The organism is Rhodococcoides corynebacterioides NBRC 14404, assembly GCF_001894765.1.
GTDB classification, from domain to species: domain Bacteria; phylum Actinomycetota; class Actinomycetes; order Mycobacteriales; family Mycobacteriaceae; genus Rhodococcoides; species Rhodococcoides corynebacterioides.
This window is the reverse complement of record NZ_BCWV01000005.1, coordinates 248,616-266,673: the sequence shown is the minus strand read 5'-3', so window position 1 is coordinate 266,673 and position 18,058 is coordinate 248,616. Positions and strand designations below refer to the sequence as shown.

Here is an 18,058-nt window from a genome sequence, read left to right as displayed (position 1 = left end):
TGCTCCGGTCGCACCGTACCCGGTCAGGCGGCGTCGACGGCGACGACGCCGCGTCGGATCGCCGAGATCGCCTTGCTCGCCGCGGCCGAGACCTCGGTGTCGGGGGCGGCCGTGCGGATCTGGTCGAGGAGGTCGATCACCTGACGACACCACCGGACGAAGTCGCCGCCGGACAGGGCCCGGCCGTGCTGACCCGCAGCGAACAGGACGTCCTCGAGGGACTCCTTCCGTGCCCACTTGTACACGGCGATCATGAATCCGGTGTCCGGTTCCCGCGTGGGCGGAAGCTTGAGTCGGATCTCGTCGGCGCGGAGGTCGTGCCACGTCGCGAGCGTGCGCGCCAGAGCATGACGAATGTTCCCCGTGGGGCCTTGCGCCATGCTCTCGCCCTCCTGCCGGGACTCGAACACCACCGCCGACACCACCGACGCCAGCTCGGCCGGCCCGAGTCCGCGCCACACGCCCTCGGCGAGACACTCGGCCACCAGCAGATCCGACTCCGAGTAGAGCCGGGTGAGCTTGGAACCACGCTCGGTGACGCGCACCTCCCCCTCGGCATGTTCGACGTAGCCCCGTTCGGTCAGCAGGGCGAGGATGCGGTCGAACGTCCGCGCCAACGAGTTCGTGGTCGCGGCGACCTTCTGCCGCATGGCGTCGGTCTCGCGTTCCACGCGGCTGTACTTCTCGGCCAGCCGGGCCAGGTGCTCGCGGTCGGGCCACGTGTGGCAGGGGTGCGACCGCACGGCGCGGCGGAGGGTGGACAGTTCGCGGTCGTCCGCGGCCGAGGATCTCACCCGACGCCCGCGTCCCGGTGGGGTTATGCCGGTGCTGCGCAGCGCCGACGCCAGGTCGCGCCGCGTCCGGGCCGTCCGGTGATCGACGTGGCGCGGCAGTCGCATCGAACCGAGAGCCGAGACGGGCGTCGGGAAGTCCGCCGACGACACTCGCCCCGCCCACTTGTCCTCGGTCAGCACCAACGGCCGCGGGTCGACGGAGTTCGTGTCCGTCTCGAGGACCACCGCGAGCCCGGACCGCCGGCCGGACGGAATGGAGATGACGTCGCCCCGTCGCAATCCGACCAGGGAGGTGACGGCGTCGTTCCGCCGGTCCGTCCGTCCCTGCCGTTCGAGCTCGCGTTCCCGTTCCTTGAGCCGGGCACGCAGCTCGGTGTACTCGACGTAGGGCGAATCGGCGCCGCCCAACTTCGTCAGGAGTTCGTTCCGGGTGGCCGCGCCGCGCTCGATGCCGCGCACCAACCCCACCACCGACGCATCGGCCTGGTACTGAGCGAAGGATCGCTCCAACAGGGCCCGCGAGGCGTCGACCCCCATCCGCTCGACCAGGTTGATCGCCATGTTGTACGACGGCCGGAAGGAACTGCGCAGCGGGAACGTGCGGGTGGTCGCCAGTCCGGCCACCTCGGTGGGTTCGACGCCGGACTGCCACAGCACGACGGCGTGTCCCTCGACGTCGATGCCGCGTCGCCCGGAACGACCGGTCAACTGCGTGTACTCCCCCGGTGACAGGTTGGCATGGGTCTCGCCGTTGAACTTGACCAGCCGTTCCAGGACCACTGTCCGCGCCGGCATGTTGATGCCCAGGGCCAGCGTCTCCGTGGCGAACACCGCCCGGACCAGACCGCGGACGAACAGTTCCTCGACGGTGTGGCGGAACACGGGCAGCATGCCCGCGTGGTGCGCGGCGAGCCCGCGCTCGAGCGCGTCGCGCCATTCCCAGTACCCCAGCACGTCGAGGTCGCCGCGCGGGATCTCGGCAGTGTGACGCTCGATCACCTCACCGATCTGCACCGCCTGCTCCTCGGTGGTCAGACGTAACCCCGACCGCAGACACTGATCGACCGCGCTGTCGCAGCCGGCGCGGCTGAAGACGAACGTGATCGCCGGCAGCAAGCCCTCCTCGTCGAGAAGCTTGATCACCTCCGGCCGCGGGATGGGTCGGCTCTCGGGCCGCCCCGGCCGGCCACCGCCACGCCCGGAACGCCCGCGGCCGCGTGGCGCTTCCCAGGCGCCCATGCGCTCGGCGTTCACTCGTTCCTTGACGTAGCGGACGAGCGTCTTGTCGATCACCGGGCCGGAGGCACCCGCGTTCGCGTCGACGTCGAAGAGGTCGAACAGACGCCGGCCCACCAGGATGTGCTGCCAGAGCGGGACCGGGCGGGTCTCGTCGACGACCACGGCGGTGTTGCCCCGCACGGTCTCCATCCAGGCGCCGAACTCCTCGGCATTGCTCACGGTCGCGGAGAGACTGACCAGCCGGACGTCCTCGGGCAGGTGCAGGATGACCTCCTCCCACACGGCGCCGCGGAACCGGTCGGCCAGGTAGTGCACCTCGTCCATCACTACGTGCGAGAGTCCGCGCAGCGCAGGTGATTCCGCGTACAGCATGTTCCGCAGAACCTCGGTGGTCATCACGACGATCGGCGCGTCGGAATTGATGCTCTGGTCCCCGGTGAGCAGCCCGACGTGGCCGCGTCCGTAGCGCGCGGTCAACTCGGCGAACTTCTGGTTGCTGAGCGCCTTGATGGGCGTCGTGTAGAAGCATTTGGCGCCCGACGACAGGGCGAGATGGACGGCGAACTCGCCGACGACGGTCTTGCCCGCGCCCGTCGGGGCGCAGACGAGAACCCCGTGCCCGTCCTCGAGGGCACGGCACGCCCGTCGTTGGAACGGATCGAGGGGAAACGGCAGCAGCGACGTGAACTCCGTCAGCCGGGGTCCGTCCAGGTCTGCCACGATGACGCGGTCGCTCTCGGTGGACACGAAATCCACACTAGCCGTCGACCGCGGCGTCAGACCGTGTCGGAGTAGTCCGCCCGCTCGTCCAGACGGACCGACGTCGGCCGCGAGACGGGCGTCGGGGCGCTCTCGACGGGCGTCGGTGCGCCGACGGGGGTGGCCCGCGTCTCGAGGGGCGACGCCTCGTCGTCGGACAGATCGCCCCACTGCTCGGTGTCGCGACGGGCCCGTCGCCGGTCGTTGAGGCGCGCCACCTGAATCGCGACCTCCACCAGGACGCACAGCGCGAGGGCGAGCGCGGTCATGGAGAAGGGGTCGCCGCCGGGGGTGACCACGGCCGCGAAGGCGAACATGGCGAAGATGAGGCCCCGGCGCCAGCTGCGGAGCTTCTCGTAGCGCAGGACGCCGACGGCGTTGAGGGCGACGATGAGGAGCGGGATCTCGAAGCTGACCCCGAAGATGACCAGCAGGTTGATGACGAACCCGAAATACTCGGCACCGCTCAGGGCGGTGATCTGCACGTTGTCACCGATGGTGAGCAGGAAGTGCAGTGCCTTGGCCACCACCACGTACGCGAGAACGGCGCCGGCGACGAAGAGCGCGGCCGCAGCGGTGACGAAGGCGATCGCATAGCGGCGCTCGTGCTTGTACAGCCCGGGCGTGATGAAGGCCCAGATCTGATACAGCCATACCGGGCATGCGAGCACGACGCCGGCGGTGATGGCGACCTTGAAGCGGAGCATGAACTGCTCGAACGGTCCGGTGGCGAGCAGACGGCATGCGTTGTCCGCGCTGAGCTCGGCCCGACTCTCCGGCGGGAGCGAGCAGTACGGGCCACGCAGCAGGTCACCGAGGGACTCGATGCCGAACAGGGAATGGGAGTACCAGAAGAAGCCGATCAGCGTCGTGAGCAGGACGGCGACCATCGACCACAGCAGCCGCGTCCGCAGCTCGTACAGATGCTCGACCAGCGACATGGTGCCGTCGGGATTGACGCGGCGTCGTCTCTGCCGCGGGTCGAACGGTATGCGCACGGATCAAGTCTTCCGGATCGACTCACCGCTGCCGTGACCGCGGAACGGTCACGGCAGCGGACGAGGAGGAACGGTCAGGCGGAACGCGGGTGCTCGTCGCGCACGTCGGACGCCGGCGCGACGGGGGCGGGATCGACCTGCGCGGCGGTGGGCGGCAACTGTGCCGGCGGCTGCTGCTGCGCGGGAGCCTGCGGCGCCGGTGCCTCACCCTTCTTGCCGTCGTTCTGCATCTCCTGGACCTCGCTCTTGAAGATGCGCATCGAACGGCCGAGACCACGCGCGGCCTCGGGCAGCTTCTTCGAGCCGAAGAGCAGAACGACCACGACGATCAGAACGATCCAGTGCCAGGGCTGTAGGGCACCCATGTTGAAACCTCCCAGTATCGGTGGAGCCGATGCTACCGGACCGAGCCCTGCGTCAGCGGCCGTGAATCGGCCCCGAACCGCAGGATTCGCTCAGTGTTCATCGGCTGCCTCTCGCGCCTGCCGGTATGCCGCCAGCGCCGCGCGCGACCGCTCGGTGACGGCCTCGACCAGCTCGTCCGGACCGAGGACCGTGACGCCCGAACCCAGGCCGATCGCCAACCGAGACATCCAGTCCAGGGTGGCGAACCGCATGGTCACCTCGACCGACCCGTCGGCGTGGTCGAGCACGCGCACCATCGGGTAGTAGTCCAGCAGCCAGATGTGGTCGGGTCGGACGAGCAGTCGGGCGACGGGCAGCGACGGGTCGTCGTGGAACAGGTCCAGCGCGTCGTCACCGCCCACGGCCCGGTCGGGCGGCGTCGACGGCTCGTCCCGTTCCCTGGCGGCATCGATGCGGTCGAGCCGGAACAGTCGCACCCCCTCGGCGGACCGACACCACGCCTGCAGGTAGCTGTGCTCGTCCACCAGCACGATCCGCACCGGGTCGACGGTGCGCATCGACACCACGTCCCGCGACGCCGAGTAGTACGTCAGGTCGAGCGCACGCCCCCGGGCCAGTGCCCCGCGCACGGTGGCGACGGCCGGGCTCTCCTCCGGCGCGTCGTCGTCGGCGGGGCCCGACGTCGGCGCGGCCACACCCGCCGCCTGCTCGATCTTGGCGATGGCGCGGTGGGCGGCGGTCGGGTCCACCATGCCCGGCATCTCCACCAGCGAACGCAGGGCGATGAGCAGCGTCGTCGCCTCGGTCGACGTCAGCCGCAACGGCCGGTCGATGCCGGCGGAGAACGTCACCTGGATACTCTCCTCCGAGAAGGAGAGATCGATGAGATCCCCGGGGCCGTACCCCGGCAGACCGCACAGCCACAGCTGATTCAAGTCCTCCATCAGCTGCTTGGTGGTGACCCCCAGCTCGGCGGCCGCGTCGGCCGCACTGATGCCGGGGTTGGCGATGAAGTACGGCACCAGATTGAGCAGGCGCGCCAGGCGCGACGACAGGCGAACGCTCACGGCGTCACCGCCGCCCCGTCGCGGTCCGCGACGCCGGTGAGGATGCGCACCACCTGATCGCGGAGCTCGTCCGGTTCCAGCACGATCGCATCGGCGCCGTGCCCGGCGATCACGCGCGCCACCCACTCCCAGGACCGCACCGACAGGTCGACGACCTCGCCCGTACGACCGGCGACGGTTCGGGTCTCGGTCGGCGATCCCAGCCGGCGTACTTCCTCCGCGCGCCCGTCGGCCACCCAGACCCGCGCCGTCCCGGCGACGCCACCGGTGCCGCGAAGGCGGGCGACCAGCGCAGCCGGGTCGACGTCGTCCGGCTTGCGGACCGATCCCGCCCGGCCGAAGGCGACGACGTCGTCACCGATGCGTGAGAGCCGGAAGGTGCGGACGTCCCGACGGTCGACGTCGTGACCGACGAGGTACCAGCGTCCGGACTGCGTGACGACGGCCCACGGCTCGACCGTGCGTATGACGGCGTCCGCGGTGGGCGACGCCCGATGCGGGAAGCGGACGGACTTGCCGGCGTCGATGGCGGCGAGCAGCTTGCCGAGGGCGGGCTCCGATCCGCGGCTCCGCGCCGGGATGGCGGTCACGGCCGCCGGCGAGTGCTCGGGGTCCACCTGGACCCCGGCCGCGCGCAGCTTGAGCATCGCGCTCTGCGCGGCGGAGGTGAGTTCGGGAGATTCCCACAGTTGCACCGCCACGGCCACGGCGGCGGCCTCGTCGCGGGCCAGATCGATCTCGGGCAGCTCGTACCGATCGCGATTGATGCGGTAGCCCTCGGTGGTGGAGAAGCGGGAGAGCTGACCGGTCTCCAGCGGCACTCCGAGATCGCGGAGTTCGTTCTTGTCGCGCTCGAACATGCGCCCGAACGCCTCGTCGCTGACCGAGTCCTCGTAGCCGGCGACGGACGCGCGGATGCGCTCCGCGGTGAGGAACTGCCGGGTCGAGAGCAGGCAGATCACCAGGTTCATGAGTCGTTCGACTTTGGATACCGCCACCGACCCAGCCTAGTGGCTCGGGTCCCCCGTCCCCGGCGGCGCAACGCCGACCCGGGGATCAACGGTCACATGGAGGCGATCAGCCGTTCCACCCGCTCGTCGACCGATCGGAACGGGTCCTTGCACAGCACGGTGCGCTGCGCCTGGTCGTTCAGCTTCAGATGCACCCAGTCGACGGTGAAGTCGCGGCCGGCGTTCTGGGCGGCCGCGATGAACTCTCCGCGCAGCTTGGCGCGTGTCGTCTGCGGCGGAGTGTCGACGGCCTCGTCGATGGCCGCGTCCTCGGTGATCCGCGTGACCAGTCCCTTGCGTTGCAGGACGTCGAAGACGCCTCGGCCCCGCTTGATGTCGTGGTACGCGAGGTCGAGCTGTGCGATCTTCGGGTCCGACAGGTCCATCGAGTACCGGTCCTGATACCGCTCGAACAGCTTGCGCTTGATGACCCAGTCGATCTCGGTGTCGACCTTGGCGAAATCCTGGGCCTCGACCGCGTCGAGGGTCCGACCCCAGAGGTCGACGACCTGTTCCATCCGCACGTCGGGAGTGCGGTTGCGCAGGTGCTCGACGGCCCGCGCGTGATACTCGCGCTGCACCTCGAGCGCACTCGCCTGCCGCCCACCGGCGAGGCGCACCGGGCGGCGACCGGTGGGATCGTGCGAGACCTCACGGATGGCGCGGATGGGGTTGTCCAGCGCGAAGTCTCGGAAGGAGACGCCCGCCTCGATCATCTCGAGAACGAGCGCGGCGCTGCCCACCTTCAGCATGGTGGTGGGCTCGGCCATGTTCGAGTCGCCGACGATCACGTGCAGCCGCCGGTACTTCTCGGCGTCGGCGTGCGGTTCGTCTCGCGTGTTGATGATCGGCCGGGACCGGGTGGTCGCCGACGAGACGCCCTCCCAGATGTGCTCGGCGCGCTGGGACAGACAGAACGCGGCCGCCTTCGGGGTCTGGAGGACCTTTCCGGCGCCGCAGATCAACTGGCGCGTGACGAGGAACGGCAGCAGGACGTCCGAGATGCGGGAGAACTCCCCCGCTCGGACGACGAGGTAGTTCTCGTGGCAGCCGTAGGAGTTGCCCGCCGAGTCGGTGTTGTTCTTGAACAGATAGATGTCGCCGCCGATGCCCTCGTCCGACAGGCGCTGTTCGGCGTCGATCAGCAGATCCTCGAGAACCCGCTCGCCCGCACGGTCGTGCGCGACCAGTTGCTCGAGCGAGTCGCACTCGGCCGTGGCGTACTCGGGGTGCGACCCGACGTCGAGGTAGAGCCGCGCACCGTTGCGCAGGAACACGTTGGAACTGCGTCCCCACGACACCACGCGTCGGAAGAGGTAACGCGCCACCTCGTCCGGGCTGAGCCGACGATGCCCGTGGAACGTGCACGTGACACCGAACTCCGTCTCGATCCCCATGATTCGTCGCTCCACGGTTCGACAGTACAACCACCGGCGGACCGTAGGGTGGCAGCGATGAGCGCACGATCGATTCGCAACCGGACCCGGGCCGTCGATCTCGCGCTGGTCCGGTCGAGCTACGCGACCCGGCCGGGACCGGCCGACCCCGTCCTGCGCGGCCTCACCTCCCTGGCGAACCACAGCGTGCTGTGGGTGCTCGTCGCCGGTGCGCTCAGCGCCACCGGCGGTGCCCGCCGTCGGGGTGCTGTTCGCGGACTGCTCGCTGTCGCCGGGGCCAGCTCGGTGGCCAACGGCGTCCTCAAGCCCCTGCTCCCGCGCGACCGTCCCCCGGCCGTCGCGGTTCCGGCCCTGCGTCGGCTCGGCGTTCGCCCCGTCTCGTCGTCGTTCCCGTCGGGGCATGCGGCGTCCGCGGCGGCGTTCGCGACGGGGGTCGCTCTCGAGTCCCCCGCGGCCGGGCTCGTGGTCGCGCCCCTCGCCCTCGCGGTCGCGTACTCGCGGGTCCACGTGGGGGTCCACTGGCCCTCGGACGTCGTGGTCGGCGCGGGTATCGGAGCCGGGATCGCGCTGGGAACCAGGCGGTGGTGGGCGGTACGGTCGGCCACTCCCGCACAGTTGGGCGGGCGTGGGTCGGCGCCGGCTCTGCACCGTGGTCGCGGGCTGATCGTCCTGGTGAATCCCGCTGCCGGAACGCACAATTCGGAGGTCGTCGCCGCGGTCGCCGAGGCGCTCCCGGACGCGCGATTCGTGCAGCCGACGGAGGGCGAGGACTTCGCGGCTCGGTTGCAGGCCGAGGTCGACGACTCCGTCTTCGCCCTCGGTGTGTGCGGGGGCGACGGCACGGTGGCCGCCGCGGTGACCGCGGCGGTGCGAACCGAGCTGCCGCTCGCCGTCTTCGCGGGCGGCACGCTCAACCACTTCGCGCGCGACATCGGCCTGACCCGGGTGTCGACCACCGCCGCCGCCGTCGAGCGGGGGCACGCGGCGCGGGTGGATCTCGGCAGCGTGAGCATCGACGGTGGCGAGCCGACATTGTTCGTCAACACCGCGAGCATCGGCGGCTACCCGGACACGGTGCGCCTGCGCGACCGGTGGACCGACCGGGTGGGCAAGTGGCCCGCCGCGGCCGCCGCGATGGTGGCCGTCCTCACCGTCGCCCGACCGTTGCACGCCGTCGTCGGCGGGCGCGTCGATCCGGTCTGGATGTTGTTCGTGGGCAACGGAAGCTACGCGCCGGCGGATCAGGTTCCGATGTCCCGACCGTCGATCGCCGGTGGCGTCCTCGACGTGCGCTATTTGCGGGCGCGCATCCGACTCTCGCGGACGCGTCTCGCGCTCGCCGCCCTGACCGGCAGTCTCGGCTCGTCACCGACCTACCGGCAGGAGCGGGTGACGACGCTGTCGGTGCGGCACGACGGCCCACCCGTGGCGGTGGCCGTCGACGGCGAGATCGCGGGCGAGGGCCGGGCTTTCGACTTCGTCGCCCGACCCTCGCTTCTCACGGTCTACGGACCGGGCGGCGTCGGCTGATCGGAGCCCGCCTCGGCGGGCGTGTCGACTGATTCGGTACTCGGCCCGGCACCCGACCCCGGCAGCAGCGCCTCGAGCGCCGCCCCGCCGATGCGGCGGAACGCTCGCCGCGGCCGATGGCGTTCCAGCACCGCCACTTCCAGACTGGCCACTTCGAGCACCCGGCGTTCCGCCGGTTCCCCGCCACCGTTGGTGGGCGTCGACGTCCCGTCCTGCAACGCGGTGATCGCGATGCCCACCGCGGACGCGAGATCCAGGTCTCCGCGGTACGCCTCGCGCAGCGCCGCCGTGATGGGCTCGGTGGTTCCGCCCATCACCACGAAGTCACGCTCGTCGACGATCGACCCGTCGTAGGTGATCCGATAGAGCTGCGGCACACCGGATTCCCCCGGCCGTGGCACCTCCGCCACGCAGATCTCCACCTCGTAGGGCTTGAGCTGCTCGGTGAAGATGGTGCCCAGGGTCTGTGCGTACGCCTTGGCCAGCGAGCGGCCGGTCACGTCGGCGCGGTCGTAGGTGTATCCCTTGGTGTCCGCGTGCACGATCCCGGCACGGCGCAGGTTCTCGAACTCGTTGTACTTCCCCACCGCGGCGAAGCCGAGCCGGTCGTACAGTTCGCTGACCTTGTGCAGCGCCGACGATCGGTTCTCGGCGACGAAGAGCACCCCGTCCGCGTACGTCAGGACGACGACGCTGCGTCCGCGGGCGATTCCCTTGCGCGCCAACTCCGAGCGATCACGCATGATCTGCTCGGCGGACGCGTAGTACGGCATGGTCATCGGCGCTCTCCCCCTTCCGTGCGGTCCTGCACGATCGCCCGGGCCAGCGCCTCGGTGCGCGCCGACTCGACGAACGTGGCTCCGCTCGCGCCGATGGTCACGGCCGTGGGCAGGATTCCCCGCACCAGATCCGGTCCGCCCGTGGCGGAATCGTCGTCCGCGGCGTCGTAGAGCGCCTCGACCGCCACGCGCAGCGCGTCGTCCTCGGTGAGCCCGTCGCGATAGAGCTTCTTCATGGCCGACTTCGCGAACAGCGAGCCGGATCCCACCGCGTGGTAGCCGGACCGCTCCTCGTACCGGCCGCCGACGACGTCGTAGGAGACGATGCGACCGGCGTGCCGGGCGTCGGGGGCGTCCAGGTCGTACCCCACGAGCAGCGGGACCACGGCCAGACCCTGCATGGCGGCACCGAGATTGGCGCGCACCATCGACGACAGCTTGTTGGCCTTGCCGTTGAAGGTGAGCGGAACGCCCTCGATCTTCTCGTAGTGCTCGAGTTCGACGGCGAACAGCCGGACCAGCTCGATGGCCAGGCCGGCGGTTCCCGCGATACCGGCCGCCGAGTATTCGTCGGTGACGTAGACCTTCTCGACGTCCCGGCTCGCGATCAGATTGCCCTGCGTCGCCCGCCGGTCACCGGCAAGGATCACACCGCCGTCGTAGGTGACCGCCACGATCGTGGTGCCGTGCGGCGCGATGTCGCTCATGGCGGCCTCCTGTGCGAACGCCGGGGCGGCAGGATCCGCTCGGAAGCGGTTCTCCGGCAGCAGATGCGGTGCGTACGCCCGCAGGTGATCGGTGAAGGACGAGAACGGGGAACCGTAGGCGAGAGTGTCGCCCGTGTTGCGGCGTTCGGGTTCCGTCACTGGCCACCCTTCTGAACGTAGGCCCGCACGAAGTCCTCGGCGTTCTCCTCGAGCACGTCGTCGATCTCGTCGAGCAGATCGTCGGTCTCCTCGGCGAGCTTCTCGCGGCGCTCCTGGCCCGACGCGCCCTCGGCACCGCCTTCGTCGTCGTCGCCACCACCGGAGCGTGTGGTCTGCTCTTGTGCCATTGCGGGCCTCCTCGTCGTACCACCGGTTCGTCGCGTGGATCTTCGAGCCTACCGAGCGCGTCGCGGGCGGGGGTGGCAACGCGCGGTCGGGCGGATCAGCCGGTGAGCTGATCGACCAGTTCGGCGGCGGAGTCGACCGAGTCGAGCAGCGCGCCGACGTGTGCCTTGCTGCCCCGGAGCGGTTCGAGCGTGGGAATGCGAACCAGCGATTCCCCGCCCAGGTCGAAGATGACGGAGTCCCAGCTGGCGGCGGCGATGTCGGAGCCGAAGCGCCGCAGGCACTCCCCGCGGAAGTAGGCACGGGTGTCCGACGGCGGCGTGGAGACGGCGTCCATGACCTGCTGCTCGGTGACCAGGCGCTCCATCGACCCGCGCGCGACGAGGCGGTTGTAGAGGCCCTTGTCGAGCCGGACGTCGGAGTACTGCAGATCCACCAGGTGCAGACGCGGCGCCGACCACCCCAGGTTCTCCCGCGTGCGGAATCCCTCGAGCAGACGCAGTTTCGCGGGCCAGTCGAGCAGCGTCGCGCACTCCATCGGGTCACGCTCGAGCTTGTCCAGGATCATCGCCCACTTCTCCACGACGTCGTCCGCCCGTGCATCCCGCTCACCGCGGCTGTCGAGGTGGCGCGAGACGCGCTCGAGGTAGATGCGCTGCAGGGCCAACGCCGTCAGCTCGCGTCCGTCGGCCAACGCGACCGTGGTGCGCAGCGTCGGGTCGTGGCTGATGCGGTGCACGGCCGTCACCGGGCGAGCGAGCTGGAGGTCCGACAGGTCGACCCCCGCCTCGACGATGTCGAGGACCAGCGCGGTGGTGCCGACCTTGAGGTAGGTGGCCATCTCGGCCAGGTTCGCGTCGCCGATGATGACGTGCAGGCGGCGGTACTTGTCGGCGTCGGCGTGCGGCTCGTCGCGGGTGTTGATGATGCCGCGCTTGAGCGTCGTCTCGAGGCCCACCTCGACCTCGATGTAGTCCGCGCGCTGGGAGAGCTGGAATCCCGGCTCGTCACCGGACTGACCCAGCCCGACGCGCCCGGAGCCCGTGAAGACCTGCCGGGAGGCGAAGAACGGCGACAGTCCGGCCACGATGGCGGAGAACGGCGTCTCACGGGACATGAGGTAGTTCTCGTGGGTGCCGTAGGAGGCGCCCTTGCCGTCGACGTTGTTCTTGTACAGCTGCAGGCGGGGTGCACCGGGTACCGACGAGGCGTGTCGGGCGGCCGCCTCCATGACGCGCTCGCCCGCCTTGTCCCAGATGACCGCGTCGAGCGGGTCGCGGACCTCGGGAGCCGAGTACTCCGGGTGCGCGTGGTCGACGTACAGCCGGGCGCCATTGGTGAGGATCATGTTCGCCGCGCCGACCTCGTCGGCGTCGATCACCGGCGCCGGCCCGCTGAAACGACCGAGATCGAACCCCCGGGCGTCCCGCAGGGGCGACTCCACCTCGTAGTCCCACCGGGTGCGCTTGGCGCGGGGCACGCCGGCCGCCGCCGCGTACGCCAGGACGGCCTGGGTGGACGTGAGAATCGGATTGGCCGTTGGCTCGGTGGGTGACGAGATGCCGTACTCGACCTCGACACCGATGATGCGCTCCATGATTCGAGACTAGGCCAGGAGAGACGGAGAGCCCCCGCGAGCGGGTGCTCGCGGGGGCTCCGCCGGTCGGTTCGGCGTCCGTCTACAGGTACTGGCCGGTATTCGACTCGGTGTCGATGGACCGACTCGTGCTCGCGTTCTTGCCGGTGACGAGGGTGCGAATGTAGACGATGCGCTCCCCCTTCTTGCCGGAGATGCGGGCCCAGTCGTCCGGGTTGGTGGTGTTCGGCAAGTCCTCGTTCTCCGCGAACTCGTCGACGATCGAGTCGAAGAGATGTTGGACACTCAGACCCTTGGTGCCGGTGTCGAGCACCGACTTGATCGCGTACTTCTTGGCCCGGTCGACGATGTTCTGGATCATCGCGCCCGAGTTGAAGTCCTTGAAGTACAGGACTTCCTTGTCGCCGTTGGCGTACGTGACCTCGAGGAAGCGGTTGTCGTCGCTCTCGGCGTACATACGCTCCACGACCCGCTCGATCATCGCGCGGATGCAGGCAGCACGATCGCCGCCGAACTCGGCGAGGTCGTCCGCCGCGACGGGCAGCGACTCGTCCAGGTACTTGGAGAAGATGTCCAGGGCCGACTCGGCGTCGGGACGCTCGATCTTGATCTTCACGTCCAGGCGACCGGGCCGGAGGATGGCCGGGTCGATCATGTCCTCGCGGTTGGACGCGCCGATGACGATCACGTTCTCGAGGCCCTCGACACCGTCGATCTCGGCGAGCAGCTGCGGCACCACGGTGGTTTCGACGTCGGACGACACACCGGATCCTCGGGTGCGGAAGATCGAGTCCATCTCGTCGAAGAACACGATGACGGGCGTGCCCTCGGACGCCTTCTCACGCGCCCGCTGGAAGATCAGCCGGATGTGGCGCTCGGTCTCGCCGACGAATTTGTTCAGCAGCTCCGGGCCCTTGATGTTGAGGAAAAACGACTTGGCCTCGCGGGCGTCCTCGCCCTTGGCCTCCGCGATCTTCTTGGCCAGGGAGTTGGCGACAGCCTTGGCGATCAACGTCTTTCCGCATCCGGGCGGGCCGTAGAGCAGCACACCCTTCGGCGGGCGCAGCGAGTACTCGCGGAACAGGTCCTTGTGCAGGAACGGCAGTTCCACCGCGTCCCGGATCTGCTCGATCTGGCGACCGAGACCGCCGATGTCCTCGTAGCCGACGTCCGGCACCTCCTCGAGAACCAGGTCCTCGACCTCGGCCTTCGGAATGCGCTCGAAGGCGTAGCCGGCCTTCGTGTCGACCAGCAGGGAGTCGCCGGGACGCAGCCGCCGCGACGGCCCGTCGGGATCCTCCGGCGACTCGTCGTCGGCCATCTCCTGCAGCGGAGTGGCCAACCACACCACGCGCTCCTCGTCGGCGTGGCCGACCACCAGGGCGCGACGGCCGTCGTCGAGCACCTCGCGCAGGGCCGAAATCTCCCCCACGCGTTCGAACTCGCATGCCTCGACGATGGTCAATGCCTCGTTCAGCCGGACCGTCTGGCCGGGACGCAGGGCCTCGACCTCGATGTTCGGTGAGCAGGACAGACGCATCTTGCGGCCCGAGGTGAACACGTCGACGTTGCCGTCGTCGAACACGTGGACCAGGACGCCGTAGCCGCTGGGCGGGGCGCCGAGTCGATCGACCTCCTCGCGCAGCGCGATGAGCTGCTGACGCGCTTCCTTGAGGGTCTCCAGCAACTTGCCGTTGCGCGTGGTCAGCGTGTCGATCTTGTTCTCGAGGTCCCGCACCTCGGCCGACGGCAGTGTTCCCCCACGGGTCGACGCGAGTTGACGACGAAGGGCAGCGGCTTCCGCGCGCAGCGACTCGAGTTCGGCCGCCGATGCGGATTGGTCCGAGTGATCAGTAGGGCTCATGCAGGACTCCTCCCGAAACGTATCGATCAACGCTACCGCCAAGTACGGGAACGTGCGGGACGTCGAGGTCAGGGGCCGGGAGTCGCGGCGAGGGTCAGGCGGGCGTGTTTCCCGTCTTCCCGGCGCGGCGCTGCGGCTTGGGGGTGACCGTGCCCTCGGCGAGGCGACGCGCGGAGACGAGGAACGCGGTGTGGCCCTGCATGCGATGCTCGGGCCGGACGGACAGTTCGACGACGTGCCACCCGCGCACCATCGACTCCCACGACCGGGGCTCGGTCCAGCATTCCTGCGCGCGCAACGCCTCGACCACCTTCGACAGCTGGGTGGTGGTGGCGACGTACACGATGAGTACGCCGCCGGGAACGATGGCCTGCGACACCGCCGGCAGAGCGTCCCAGGGCGCGAGCATGTCGAGGATCACGCGGTCGACGAGGCCGCCGTGCCGCGCGACGTCGAACGCGGCGACGTCGTCGATCACCAGATCCCAGTTGGCCGGGCGCGTCCCGAAGAAGGTCTCGACGTTGCGGACGGCGTGCTCGGCGTGGTCGTCGCGCACCTCGTAGGACACGACCTGTCCGGACTCCCCCACCGCGCGCAGCAACGAGCACGTGAGGGCGCCCGACCCGGCGCCGGCCTCGAGCACGCGGGCGCCGGGAAAGACGTCGCCTTCGTGGACGATCTGCGCGGCGTCCTTGGGGTAGATGACCTGCGCGCCGCGGGGCATGGACAGCACGTAGTCCACCAGCAGCGGACGCAGTGCGAGGTACGGCGTGCCGTTGGTGGACGTGACCACCGAGCCCTCGTCGGCACCGAGCAGGTCCTGGTGCCGGATGCCGCCGCGGTGGGTGTGGAACTCCTTGCCCTCCTCGAGCACCACCGTGTAGTGCCGACCCTTCGCATCGGTGAGCTGAACCCGGTCGCCCACCCGGAAGGGTCCGCTCCGGCTCGGTGCGGACTCGGTGCCGGTGGGCTCCACGGTAGGGGTTCCTCTCGAAAGGGGTGCGGGGTGCAGGACGCGGGACGCGCCTCGAGAACTGTAGGGCAGGTGCCCGAGGTTGTCGGTGGTCGGGCTTAGTGTCGTGAGCCGTGAGCATCTCCACCGAACCCCGGGTGCGGCGCCGTCCGGCGCTGTCGCCCTCTCGTGCAGCCGATTACAAGCAGTGCCCGCTGCTCTACCGGTTCCGGGCCATCGACCGCATCCCGGCGCCCCCGTCCAAGGCGCAGCTGCGCGGCACCCTCGTCCACCGCGTGCTCGAGAATCTCTTCGGGTTGCCGGCCGCGGATCGGGTGACCGAGCGGGCGCTCGCGCTCATCGAGCAGTCGTGGGCCGAGGTGAAGGCCGAGCGCGAGTTCGCGGGCGAGGTGGTCGCCGAGCACGAGGTGGAGAAGTTCCTGGCGGAGGCGCAGGCTCTGGTGGCCGCGTACTACGCGCTCGAGGACCCCACGCGCTTCGATCCGGAGTCCTGCGAGCAGTCGGTCGAGACCGAGCTGGCCGACGGTGTGGTGCTGCGCGGCATCGTCGATCGCATCGACGTCGCCCCCAGTGGTGCCGTGCGGGTGGTCGACTACAAGACGGGCCGTGCGCCGCGCGAGCTCGCCGAGCCGAAGTCGCTGTTCCAGATGAAGTTCTACGCGCTGGTGCTGCTGCGCACCCGCGGAGTGGTGCCGGCGCAGCTCAAGCTGATCTTCCTCGCGGACGGTCAGGAGCTCACCTACACGCCCGACGCCGACGAGCTCGTTCGGTTCGAGCGGACGTTGACGGCCATCTGGGCCGCCATCCGCACCGCCGGCGAGACGGGAGACTTCCGGCCCAGGAAGAGCCGGTTGTGTTCGTGGTGCGACTACCAGGCACTGTGCCCGTCCTTCGGGGGCACGCCACCCGAGTACCCCGGGTGGCCCGGCACGGAGGCGGTGTCGTGACCGCCCTCTTCGTGCCGATCGCGCCGCGGCGGGAGGGCGTCGAGAGCGTCCGGGCGACGGCCTACACCACCAGCGTGTGGGCGGAGACGATGCAGCACGGCGCTCCCCCGTCCGCGCTGCTCGCCCGCGCACTCGAGCAGTGCTCGCCGCAGGAGGGCAGCCGCCTCGCCCGGGTCACCATGGAGATCCTGGGACCGATTCCGGTCGGCGAACTGGACGTGCGCGCACGCGTGGAGCGGCCCGGGCGCCGGGTGTCGATGCTGTCGGCGGAACTGGTCGCCGACGGTCCCGACGGCCGTCCCCGCACGGTCGCTCGCGGCACCGGATGGCGCATCGCGACGTCGGACACTGCGTCGATCCGACACGACGTCGACCCTCCGCTGCGTCCCGGTCCGCACGAGAGCGAGTCCCGGTGGGTGTTCCCCGAGCACTGGCACGGCGGTTTCCTGGACAGCCTGGACTTCCGCGGCGGCGAGTCCGCCACCGAGAGCGGCCCCGGATCGGTGTGGGCTCGACCGAAACACCCTGTGGTGCAGGGTGAGTCGACGTCACCGATCGTGCGACTGTTCGCGGTCGCGGACATCGCCAACGGCGTCGCCGCGCGCATCGATCCCACCCGCCACACGTTCCTCAACACCGACCTGACGGTCGAGATCGTGCGCGTGCCGCGCGGCGAGTGGGTCGGGGTGCAGGCGAGCACCGCGCTGAGCGACGACGGCGTGGGGCTGTGCTCGGCCGTCCTGCACGACGAGCACGGCCCCGTGGGCCGGTCCTTCCAGACGCTCGAGGTGCGGGCGCGGGGTTAGAACGCTCGGCAGGACCGGATGTCCGACGCCAGAATCGCTTTCGCGCCCAGGTCGGCCAGACGGTCCATCACCGCGTTGTGCCCCTTGCGCGGCACCATGGCCCGGATGGCGACCCAGGCCTCGTCGGCCAGCGGCGACAGGGTGGGCGACTCGAGCCCCGGTGTGATCTCGACCGCTTGGTCGAGCAACGAGCGGGGGCAGTCGTAGTCCAGCATCAGGTACTGCTGGGCGAACACCACACCCTGCACGCGGGCGATCAACTGGTTGCGAGCGCGATCGTGCCCATCGGACCCCTCGCGCTCGATGAGCACACCCTCGGAGTCGCACAGCGATTCGCCGAAGGCCAACAGATCGTGTTGGCGCAGTGTGCGTCCCGAGCCGACGACGTCCGCGATGGCGTCGGCCACGCCGAGCTGGATGGAGATCTCCACGGCGCCGTCGAGGCGGATGACGGTGGCCTCGAGGCCGCGTCGGGCGAGATCGGCGCGCACCAGGTTGGGGTAGGACGTGGCGATGCGGAGCCCCGCGAGGTCCTCCGGGGACCACTCCCGGCCCGCCGGCGCGGCGTACCGGAAGGTGCTGGATCCGAAGCCCAGCGCGAGGCGCTCGGCCACGGGAGCGCCGGAATCGAGCGCGAGGTCTCGCCCGGTGATGCCCAGGTCCAACTCCCCCGATCCGACGTAGATGGCGATGTCCTTGGGGCGGAGGAAGAAGAACTCGACGTTGTTGGCGGGGTCGAGCACCGTGAGGTCACGGGAGTCGGTACGGCGGCGGTATCCGGCCTCGGTGAGGATCTCGGCGGCGAGCTCGGACAGGGCGCCCTTGTTGGGAACGGCGACACGCAACATGGTTCGGCTTTCGGTTCTCGGTGGGAGGGAGG

The 18,058-nt window shown here is 69.9% G+C and carries 16 protein-coding genes; 3 read left to right on the top strand and 13 right to left on the bottom strand.

The annotated features are described in order from the left end of the window. Window positions 1–23: 23 nt before the first annotated feature. The 6 genes from RC2_RS13720 to pafA all read right to left on the bottom strand — a co-directional run bounded on the left by RC2_RS13720 (window position 24) and on the right by pafA (window position 7,645). On the bottom strand, window positions 24–2,780 hold the full coding sequence (locus tag RC2_RS13720; protein WP_371828707.1) for a DEAD/DEAH box helicase: 2,757 nt from the start codon (window positions 2,778–2,780) through the stop codon (window positions 24–26). Window positions 2,781–2,809: 29 nt separating this feature from the next. After that, on the bottom strand, window positions 2,810–3,790 hold the full coding sequence (tatC, locus tag RC2_RS13715; protein ID WP_068151498.1) for a twin-arginine translocase subunit TatC: 981 nt from the start codon (window positions 3,788–3,790) through the stop codon (window positions 2,810–2,812). 74 nt (window positions 3,791–3,864) lie between these two features. Next, a complete protein-coding gene (gene tatA, locus RC2_RS13710) occupies window positions 3,865–4,155 on the bottom strand; it encodes a Sec-independent protein translocase subunit TatA (RefSeq protein ID WP_068151502.1) in 291 nt (96 codons plus the stop codon). A gap of 90 nt (window positions 4,156–4,245) precedes the next feature. Then, window positions 4,246–5,223, bottom strand: coding sequence for a helix-turn-helix transcriptional regulator (locus tag RC2_RS13705; RefSeq protein ID WP_068151503.1), 978 nt, complete (start codon window positions 5,221–5,223; stop codon window positions 4,246–4,248). Continuing rightward, entirely contained in the window at window positions 5,220–6,221 is a 1,002-nt protein-coding gene (locus RC2_RS13700; RefSeq protein ID WP_068151506.1) for a helix-turn-helix transcriptional regulator, read from the bottom strand. Before RC2_RS13700 ends, RC2_RS13705 begins: the two co-directional genes overlap by 4 nt. A 65-nt stretch (window positions 6,222–6,286) precedes the next feature. Beyond that, a complete protein-coding gene (gene pafA, locus RC2_RS13695; RefSeq protein WP_201132967.1) occupies window positions 6,287–7,645 on the bottom strand; it encodes a Pup--protein ligase in 1,359 nt (452 codons plus the stop codon). Window positions 7,646–7,687: 42 nt separating this feature from the next. On the opposite strand from pafA, the gene RC2_RS13690 reads away from it, so the two are divergent. Beyond that, window positions 7,688–9,160 (top strand): bifunctional phosphatase PAP2/diacylglycerol kinase family protein, encoded by a 1,473-nt coding sequence (locus tag RC2_RS13690; protein WP_068151510.1) that lies wholly within the window; start codon window positions 7,688–7,690, stop codon window positions 9,158–9,160. On the opposite strand, the gene prcA is transcribed toward RC2_RS13690, so the two are convergent. The 6 genes from prcA to RC2_RS13660 form a co-directional block, all read right to left on the bottom strand. Next, entirely contained in the window at window positions 9,136–9,939 is an 804-nt protein-coding gene (prcA, locus tag RC2_RS13685; protein WP_068151512.1) for a proteasome subunit alpha, read from the bottom strand. The genes RC2_RS13690 and prcA overlap by 25 nt on opposite strands. Beyond that, a complete protein-coding gene (prcB, locus tag RC2_RS13680; protein WP_068151514.1) occupies window positions 9,936–10,805 on the bottom strand; it encodes a proteasome subunit beta in 870 nt (289 codons plus the stop codon). The genes prcA and prcB overlap by 4 nt, the downstream gene beginning before the upstream one ends. Then, window positions 10,802–10,993, bottom strand: a complete 192-nt coding sequence (locus RC2_RS13675) for a ubiquitin-like protein Pup (protein WP_068101305.1) — start codon at window positions 10,991–10,993, stop codon at window positions 10,802–10,804. The genes prcB and RC2_RS13675 overlap by 4 nt, the downstream gene beginning before the upstream one ends. 95 nt (window positions 10,994–11,088) lie before the next feature. Further along, window positions 11,089–12,588 (bottom strand): depupylase/deamidase Dop, encoded by a 1,500-nt coding sequence (gene dop, locus RC2_RS13670; protein ID WP_068151517.1) that lies wholly within the window; start codon window positions 12,586–12,588, stop codon window positions 11,089–11,091. 82 nt (window positions 12,589–12,670) lie between these two features. Further along, complete coding sequence (arc, locus tag RC2_RS13665; RefSeq protein ID WP_068151519.1) at window positions 12,671–14,452, bottom strand: proteasome ATPase; 1,782 nt, start codon at window positions 14,450–14,452, stop codon at window positions 12,671–12,673. A 94-nt stretch (window positions 14,453–14,546) separates the two neighbouring features. Beyond that, a complete protein-coding gene (locus tag RC2_RS13660) occupies window positions 14,547–15,428 on the bottom strand; it encodes a tRNA (adenine-N1)-methyltransferase (RefSeq protein WP_068151522.1) in 882 nt (293 codons plus the stop codon). 116 nt (window positions 15,429–15,544) lie between these two features. On the opposite strand from RC2_RS13660, the gene RC2_RS13655 reads away from it, so the two are divergent. Together RC2_RS13655 and RC2_RS13650 are read left to right on the top strand one after the other, a co-directional pair. Further along, window positions 15,545–16,372 carry a RecB family exonuclease gene (locus RC2_RS13655; RefSeq protein ID WP_371828708.1) on the top strand — a complete coding sequence of 276 codons (828 nt, stop codon included), beginning with the start codon at window positions 15,545–15,547 and terminating at the stop codon, window positions 16,370–16,372. Then, the gene (locus tag RC2_RS13650; RefSeq protein WP_068151559.1) at window positions 16,369–17,178 is read left to right on the top strand and encodes a thioesterase family protein; all 810 of its coding nucleotides are present in this window, start codon (window positions 16,369–16,371) and stop codon (window positions 17,176–17,178) included. The genes RC2_RS13655 and RC2_RS13650 overlap by 4 nt, the downstream gene beginning before the upstream one ends. Here RC2_RS13650 and hisG read toward each other — a convergent pair. Next, entirely contained in the window at window positions 17,175–18,026 is an 852-nt protein-coding gene (gene hisG / locus RC2_RS13645; protein ID WP_068151526.1) for an ATP phosphoribosyltransferase, read from the bottom strand. The genes RC2_RS13650 and hisG overlap by 4 nt on opposite strands. Window positions 18,027–18,058 lie beyond the last annotated feature (32 nt).